The organism is Pantoea stewartii subsp. stewartii, assembly GCF_008801695.1.
GTDB lineage: Bacteria > Pseudomonadota > Gammaproteobacteria > Enterobacterales > Enterobacteriaceae > Pantoea > Pantoea stewartii.
This window is the reverse complement of record NZ_VZPF01000218.1, coordinates 1-624: the sequence shown is the minus strand read 5'-3', so window position 1 is coordinate 624 and position 624 is coordinate 1. Positions and strand designations below refer to the sequence as shown.

Below are 624 nucleotides of genomic sequence, written 5' to 3'. Positions count from 1 at the left end.
GTTTAATTTATAAAGTATATTTGAAATGCATTTTATGGAATTTCTGGTTGTTTTGCCAGTACCTTTGCTACGGTTATCTTAATCGTTCACACGGAATTTCCCTATGACCAAATATCGACTGAGTGAAGAACCTCGTGCTTTTACTTATCAGGTAGACGGTGAGAAGAAAAGCGTCTTATTACGACAAGTTATTGCCGTAACGGATTTTAACGATGTTAAAGCCGGAACCTCCGGCGGCTGGGTTGATGCCGATAATGTGCTGTCACAACAGGGGGATTGCTGGATTTATGATGAAAACGCGATGGCCTTTGCGGGCACGGAAATTACGGGTAATGCGCGTATCACGCAGCCGTGCACGCTCTACAATAACGTGCGAATAGGCGATAACGTCTGGATTGATCGCGCTGATATCAGCGATGGCGCACGGATAAGTGACAATGTCACTATTCAGTCCTCTTCCGTGCGCGGAGAGTGTGCGATTTATGGCGATGCCCGCGTGTTAAACCAGTCAGAAATTCTCGCCGTTCAGGGACTAACGCATGAACATGCGCAGATTTTACAAATTTACGATCGCGCCACCGTGAGCCATTCGCGGATTGTTCATCAGGTACAGCTTTATGGCGA

Annotated in this window: 1 pseudogene; it reads left to right on the top strand. The window is 46.5% G+C overall.

Annotated features, from left to right (window positions below):
• Window positions 1-103: 103 nt before the first annotated feature.
• Window positions 104-624, top strand: a pseudogene (locus F7Q90_RS25825) (YdcK family protein); the annotation flags it as partial.